This is a genomic window from Ruegeria sp. L12 (assembly GCF_056531745.1).
The window spans coordinates 23,053-29,919 of record NZ_JBQFMH010000022.1; the positions used below are offsets into that span (position 1 = coordinate 23,053).

6 protein-coding genes are annotated in these 6,867 nt (G+C 60.2%); 2 read left to right on the forward strand and 4 right to left on the reverse strand.

The annotated features are described in order from the left end of the window. The first annotated feature begins 74 nt into the window (after positions 1–74). Positions 75–776, forward strand: a complete 702-nt coding sequence (locus ACR0K9_RS20150) for an HAD family hydrolase (protein WP_480825818.1) — start codon at positions 75–77, stop codon at positions 774–776. 280 nt (positions 777–1,056) lie between these two features. Further along, positions 1,057–2,433 (forward strand): D-alanyl-D-alanine carboxypeptidase family protein, encoded by a 1,377-nt coding sequence (locus ACR0K9_RS20155; protein ID WP_480536513.1) that lies wholly within the window; start codon positions 1,057–1,059, stop codon positions 2,431–2,433. A gap of 67 nt (positions 2,434–2,500) precedes the next feature. On the opposite strand, the gene ACR0K9_RS20160 is transcribed toward ACR0K9_RS20155, so the two are convergent. From ACR0K9_RS20160 to ACR0K9_RS20175, 4 genes are all read right to left on the reverse strand, one after another. Next, on the reverse strand, positions 2,501–3,748 hold the full coding sequence (locus ACR0K9_RS20160) for a hypothetical protein (protein WP_480825820.1): 1,248 nt from the start codon (positions 3,746–3,748) through the stop codon (positions 2,501–2,503). A gap of 130 nt (positions 3,749–3,878) precedes the next feature. Continuing rightward, positions 3,879–4,640 (reverse strand): LamB/YcsF family protein, encoded by a 762-nt coding sequence (locus ACR0K9_RS20165; RefSeq protein WP_480825822.1) that lies wholly within the window; start codon positions 4,638–4,640, stop codon positions 3,879–3,881. 12 nt (positions 4,641–4,652) lie between these two features. Next, positions 4,653–5,648, reverse strand: coding sequence for a 5-oxoprolinase subunit C family protein (locus ACR0K9_RS20170; RefSeq protein ID WP_480825824.1), 996 nt, complete (start codon positions 5,646–5,648; stop codon positions 4,653–4,655). Then, positions 5,645–6,394 carry a 5-oxoprolinase subunit B family protein gene (locus ACR0K9_RS20175; protein ID WP_480825826.1) on the reverse strand — a complete coding sequence of 250 codons (750 nt, stop codon included), beginning with the start codon at positions 6,392–6,394 and terminating at the stop codon, positions 5,645–5,647. The genes ACR0K9_RS20170 and ACR0K9_RS20175 overlap by 4 nt, the downstream gene beginning before the upstream one ends. Positions 6,395–6,867: the final 473 nt, after the last annotated feature.

The following is a 6,867-nucleotide window of genomic DNA, read 5'->3' on the forward strand; positions in this document are numbered from 1 at the left end:
TTCAGGCTTCGGTTGTTTCAGGGCTTATATAACGTCACCATCGTCAGAGAAAAGAGCCATGAGTCGGAATCGCGATGCAGAACAAACTGACCACAATCGGGTTCGATGCCGATGACACGCTGTGGCACAACGAGCGGTTTTTTCAGCTGACGCAGGCCTATTTCGCCGAGTTGCTGGCCGATCATGCCGAGCGCGACCACCTGATGGAGCGGCTTCTGGCCGCTGAAAGGCGCAACATCCGGCACTATGGTTATGGCATCAAGGGATTCATCCTGTCGATGATCGAAACCGCCATCGAAGTGACCGAGGGCCGGGTCCCGGCGCAGGTGATCCGGCGATTGATCGAAGCCGGGCAAGAGATGCTGGCCCATCCCATCGAATTGCTGCCCCATGCCCGCGAGGCAATCGAGGCCGTGTCTGGCACGCACCGGGTCGTGCTGATCACCAAGGGCGACCTCATTGATCAGGAGCGCAAGCTGGCGCAATCCGGACTGGGTGAGCTGTTCGATGGGGTCGAGATCGTATCCGAGAAAACGGCGGCAACCTATGCGTCGATCTTTGCGCAACACGGCGACGGAGCCGAGGCGTCGATGATGGTGGGGAACTCGATGCGCTCCGATGTGGTGGCCCCGATCGAGGCCGGATGCTGGGGGGTTTATGTCCCGCACGGGCTGGTCTGGGAAATTGAGCGGGCCGAGGTGCCCGCTGCCAGCCCTCGATTCTGCGAGCTGCGCGATCTGGGCGATCTTGCGGCGTTGGTGGAGCGGATTTCCTGATCTGTTGCCGTTTCGCCGCAGTTGTCGGAAATTCGAATCAATGCTTTGCCTGATTTCTGGCATAATCGCCGGTTTCGTGGGTGGGGCCGCATTCGCCACAAGATATGGCAACGCGACATCCAGGATTGTGATCGCTGCGGCCTGACCTTTTGGTTTCATTAAACCGATCTCTGTGCTAACCTGAGGAATATTAAGAAAAGAAATCCGACCGGGAAAACCCGGCGGAACGAGGCAGACAGAGGCAAAGATCGTGCAGATTCGGCGGACAGTTCCGGCCCGAATGGGCTTATTCCTTATAGCATTTCTGTGGTTGCTTTCTTTTGCGCCACTGCAAGGCATGGCGGCGCCCTACGCGGCCATGGTCATCGACGCGCGCACAGGCGAGGTATTGCACGCACGCAATGCCGACAGCCGCCTGCATCCGGCGTCGCTGACCAAGATGATGACACTCTATATCGCGTTCGAGGCGATCCGGAATGGTGAGATCACGCTGGATACTCCGGTGCGCATCACCAAGGCCGCCGCGGCCGAGCCGCCCTCGAAGCTGGGCTTGCGGAGCGGGCAGACCATTCAGTTCCGCTTTCTGATCCGGGCGGCGGCGGTGAAATCGGCCAACGACGCGGCAACAGCTATCGGTATCGCGATCAGCGGGTCCGAGGCGGCCTTTGCTCGCCGCATGACGCGCACCGCCAAGGCGATGGGGATGAGCCGGACAACCTTCAAGAACGCCCATGGCCTGACCGAAGCAGGGCATTTGTCGACCGCGCGCGACATGACCACGCTGGGCCGTCATCTGCTGTATGACTATCCGCAGTATTATAACCTGTTCTCGCGCCAATCGACTCATGCCGGGATCAAGACTGTTCCCAACACGAACCGGCGTCTGCTGGCTGCGTATCGGGGCGCGGATGGTATCAAGACCGGCTATACCCGCGCGGCGGGTTTCAACCTGGTCGCTTCGGCCAAGCGTAAGGATGAACGCATCATTGCAACTGTCTTTGGTGGCAAATCCGGCGCCTCGCGGAACGCGCGCGTGGCCGAACTGCTGGATATGGGTTTCCGCCGTGCCCCCTCACGCGCGCCGATCCGTAAGCCTGCACGGCCTGCGTATGCCGGGAACACCGGTATCGGTGGCACGGTTCAGGTCGCACAAGCCGGCCCGCCAAAGACCAGCCTTCGCCCAGTGCTGCGCCCTGTAGCCGCCGTTCAGGTGGCAGGTTCGGTAGCAGAAACAGCCGCCAAGAACGGCGCGCGCATTCAGGACGGCATCGCCGCAGCCATCGCATCGGCGGATATCGCGCCCTCTGGCAGCACAAAGCGCCCCGAGGCGCGGCCGGAGAACGTGGTTCTGGCCTCGGCTGAGCCTGTCAGACAGCCCGAGCCGGAGCCGGAGGTAGTCACCCGCCTGTCCACATCCGGCGGGCATCTGTGGGGCGTGAATGTTGGCCGCTATACCACGCGGTATGAGGCCGAGAAGGTCCTGCTGAAAACCGCCCTGTCAGAAATGACCACGCTGGAAGGTACGCTGCGCAAGGTGAACCAAAGCTCGCGCGGCTTTGACGCGACATTTCAGGGCATGACCCGCGAACAGGCCGATCTGGCCTGCCGCCGGCTGCAGGCACGCAATGTTACATGTTTCATGATCGGGCCGTCATAAGACCCGACATATTCTCTCCTGGATGGGTCTGGGCTGCGATACTCTCGCAGCCCTTTTTTATGTCTGATCAGTCAAAGACGTGACCATGCTGGTATTGCTCGTCCTGCCCGGCGGCGGCGGTCAGGGCGGCCACGTTATCCTTGGTGAAAAAGCCGTCATAGTGATGGCAGCGTTCGATATATTCGGTAATCAGCAACGTGTGTTTCGAGTGTTTCGAGAAGATCTGTTTCAGGTTCGGATCATCTTTGCACTCACCCACCACATGGGCCAGAAACGGCACGCCCTTGTCTTTCAGCGTGTTGACCACGAAGTCGACATTCTTTTCTCCCGCGCCATGGTCGCCGTCCTGAACCTCGACCGCCATATGGTGCAGGCGACGCCCGAAGTTGCGCACGAAATCTTCGGTCGGCATGGGCAGCTTAGCGAAGGAGTTCACGAAGGACGGGGTGTTGTTGGCCGTGAAAACCTTGGCGGGGGATTCCTTGTCGTCATCCACATTCGCATTGCGGTTCACATTGGTCGACGAATTCATGTCGAAGATGTTGTAAGCACCCCAGAAATAATAAGGGACCATGGTCAGAAACTCGAGGATTGCGTCCTCACGCTCACCGGCCAAAACGCGGGTGGCTAAATGGTCGATCCCCAGCATCAACGGCGCGATCTTGCTGTCGGCACCGAAGGCCGCGGCCTGATCGAGTCGCGCTTGTTCCGCGTCGCTCAGCAGCACCCGGTCGCCCAGTCCCAGACTGTCGGTATCGTTGAAATCCATCGTGGAATAGCCGACACGATTGCAGGTGAAATCCGACGGCGTGGTAAAACGGAAGCCGTCCAGCGTGTAGAAAGGGTTCTCGGTGTCGCCCGGGTATTCAAAGCGAATATTCTGATCCTCCAACGTCCCGGTCAGCGCTTTCAGATCGGTGGCACTGTAAATCTCACCCACATATCGCGTCTGCGGCGTGCCGCGCGCCAGCGGGTACATGCGATTGATGCGCGGGATGAAGTCTTCGAACACAGGGCTGAGCGGCGCCATCACGATCAGTGCCGGGTAATCGGAATGCGAGTGCATCACCGAGAACTTGTGCGTCGGACCCAGATAGCTGGCCGTATGGCGATAGGGGGTCATCACGTAAAGCTCGACCAGTGTGTCGAACAATGCGTCGGGCTCGACCTGAATGACAATGGCCCGCATGGCGCCGACCTGATCGGCAATGCCCGAGCTGATGCGGCGTTCGTAAATCTTCGGCAGGTATTCGGTGAAGAAGTCCGAGTTTTTCTTGTCGCCCCGGGGTTCATAGGACATCAGATCGAATGACATTGGTTCACCTCCTTGCGGCGCATTGCTTGGATTTGTGGCAGTCAGATCATGCACTTGCCATTCATGCTAGGCGCTTCGACCTGTCCGGGCAACAGACTGCATATGGGATGCGAACCTGACGCAACGATGACTAAGACATGAATTTCTTAACCTCGACGCCGCCTTCGATCAGGTTTTCACGCACCGATCGTGCGATCTGAACCGCTGTCGGACCGTCGCCGTGCAAGCAGATCGTGTCGATTGAGGTTTCAAGCCGATTGCCGGATTCGGTGATGATCGCGCCTTCTTTCACCATGTTGACGATGCGTGGTCCGGCCAGTTCGGGGTCATGAATCACCGCCCCCGGCAGAGACCTGTCCACCAGCGTACCGTCGTCGTTATAGGCGCGGTCGGCAAAGATCTCGCCCACCCATTTGCAGCCCAGTTCGCGCACGGCCTGTTCCTGTTTGGTGACGGCCAGCACCATGATGATGATGTCCGGGTCTACGTCCAATGCGCCCTGATAGCAGGCCCGCGCCATGTCGATATCGACCGAGCACATGTTGGCCAGCGCCCCGTGCAGCTTCAGGTGCCGCACTTCAGTGCCCACTGCCTTGGCCATTCCGATCGCCGATCCCAGTTGATAGCGCACCAGATTGCGCAAGCTGTCATGGGGTACCTTCATGTTCCGCCGGCCGAACCCCTGCAGGTCGGGAAAGCCTGGATGCGCGCCGATGCCCACGCCGTTCTTGGCCGCAAGCACCATCGTACTGGCCATCACATCCGGGTCGCCCGCATGAAAGCCGCAGGCGATATTGGCCGAGGTAATGATCTTCAGCAGGCTTTCATCATCGCCCATCTTCCAAGGGCCAAAGCTTTCGCCCATATCGGCATTCAGATCGACGCTCGGCATCGCGATAACTCCTTATTCGGTGGCGGAGATCATTCCGCTGATCAATTGGTAGGACAGAAGGTCGGGGATGTCATGCAGATCGCGAACCAGAGGTTCGACGCGACCCGGCAGGCGGGCAAGGTCGGCGTCAAAGGCGACTTGCAGTGCGGTGGCCTGTTCCAGCGACACGAACTCGAACCGAACGGAACTGCCCGCCGGGGCCTGCGCCGCACGGGGCAGGTCGCAGGGCAGAACGGTCGCGATGCGGGGATAGCCTCCGGTCGTCTGACATTCGGGCAGCAGGATAAACGGTGCGCCGGTGCCGGTCATCTGGATGTCGCCGGGGGTTATGACCTCGGACAGAATGTTCAGCTGTCCTCTGGCCGCGAACCCGTCACCGTCGCTGTCCAGTTGCATGCCCATGCGGTTGGCCCGCGCGCCGCGGTGGAAAGTCGTCTGCGTAAACCGCGCCAGTGTTTCGTCATCGAACAATGCGGTCTGAAAGCTGGCCATCACCCGCAACGCCCCGCCCGAGAACCGGTCATCTGCGCGCAGTTTCAGACTCGTCTTGCCGGTTCCCGTTGCAGGCAGGTGATCGCCCGCTTGAACAGCGCGCCCGATTCTGGCGGTCAGATGGGCGGCGCGAGAGCCCAGCGTCACCTCAGCCCCGATTCCGCCACCCAGATGCAGATACCCATAACTGCCCTGCAGCACCGATCCGATCACCAACCGCTGTCCGGCCTCCATCTGGTGCGAAGCATTCCACAGGACCGGGCTGCCATCGATACTGGCCTGCATCGGCGCACCGGTCAGGGCGATGGCGGTCAGCTCGGTTGCCTCGAACTCACCACCCATGCCCGCCATTTCAAGGGCTGCGCAGGTCGGGCTCTGCCCCAGCAACGCCGCACCTTCGTGTAAGGCGAGAACATCTGCCGCGCCCGACCGCGACAGGCCCTGAGCCAGATATCCGGTGCGCCCCAGATCCTGGATGGTGCAGGCCGGACCAATGCGACGGACGATCAGACTCATGCCGTGATCTCCTCGCAGCGCGCGCCGCCAGACCCATCGGTGCAGGTCGCCCGGATCTCTTCCAGTTCATTGCGTGAGACCGATACGAATTGCATCTCGTCCCCGGGGTTGAGGGCAAAGCTCTGCTCCATATCGGGGCGAAAGCATCGAAACGCGGTCTGTCCGACATGGCGCCATCCGGTCGGCGTTGGCCCCGAGAACAACACGAATTGCGATATTGCCAGGACCAGTGCGCCTTCGGGCACCATTGGCGTCAGCTCTTTCAGGCGGGGTATATTGAACTCCGGTCCCAGCGGGCCGAGATAGGGCTGCCCCGGCGCAAATCCGATGGTCAGAACCCGCACGCGGGTCTGGCTGAGACGGTCGATGGTGTCGGACGGGGACAGCCCCGCCGCTGCAGCCGCGTCCTCCAGCTGCGGCGCAAGATTGGTGCCGTAAACCGTGGGCACCGACCAGAATCGTCGCCCGGCGGGCAGGGGCGCACCGTACCAGTCACGGCTGTCCAACAGCGCGCGCATCTGCGCTTCGATGTCGGGATGGGACACTTGCGACGGATTGAACCGAACATAGGCCGAGGCCAGCGAGGCCGACGTCTCAAGCACACCATCAATCTGTTGCTCCTCGATCGCCCCGCGAAACGCCAGCGCCGCGCGGTTCGATGGTTCGGACATGGCCTGCGCAAATGTCACCAGCAGGCCGTCAAATCCAACGGTACGCATCAGGGGAAACAGGGTGTCTGCTGTCATGTCAGGTCCGCGAGTCCAAACGTTGTGTTTTGAAGAGACCTGAGCGCATCCGCGATAAATGTGCAAGGTACCGTTGCTATGAAGCTGTGTTGCGCCTGGCCGAGTCGGCTTCGGGCCTGATTTCATCCCAAATTTGAATCGGTTGATCCTGAACGAGTCGCATCGGTCTTGTGGGCAGTTTGGAAACGCTCACTATATATAGGGGTGGCTCCGACGGGCTTCGTAAGTCGGATGGGATGACTGTTGGACTGAGAGGTCGATTTCGGCAGAGTTTGGCGGGGATACCTGCAGTTAACCAACTGATATTTATACGTTAAACGTGTTTTTGCAGTTTTTTACGAATTTCTTGAATTTTCCACTTGCGCGCTGAATGCGTAAGGCATAGAACGCCCTTCACCGGCGCTGCTGAGGCGGTGCTGACGGGTCGGAGAGACGGCCTGACGGACTGGAAAGACGGTTGAGACGCATCGGAG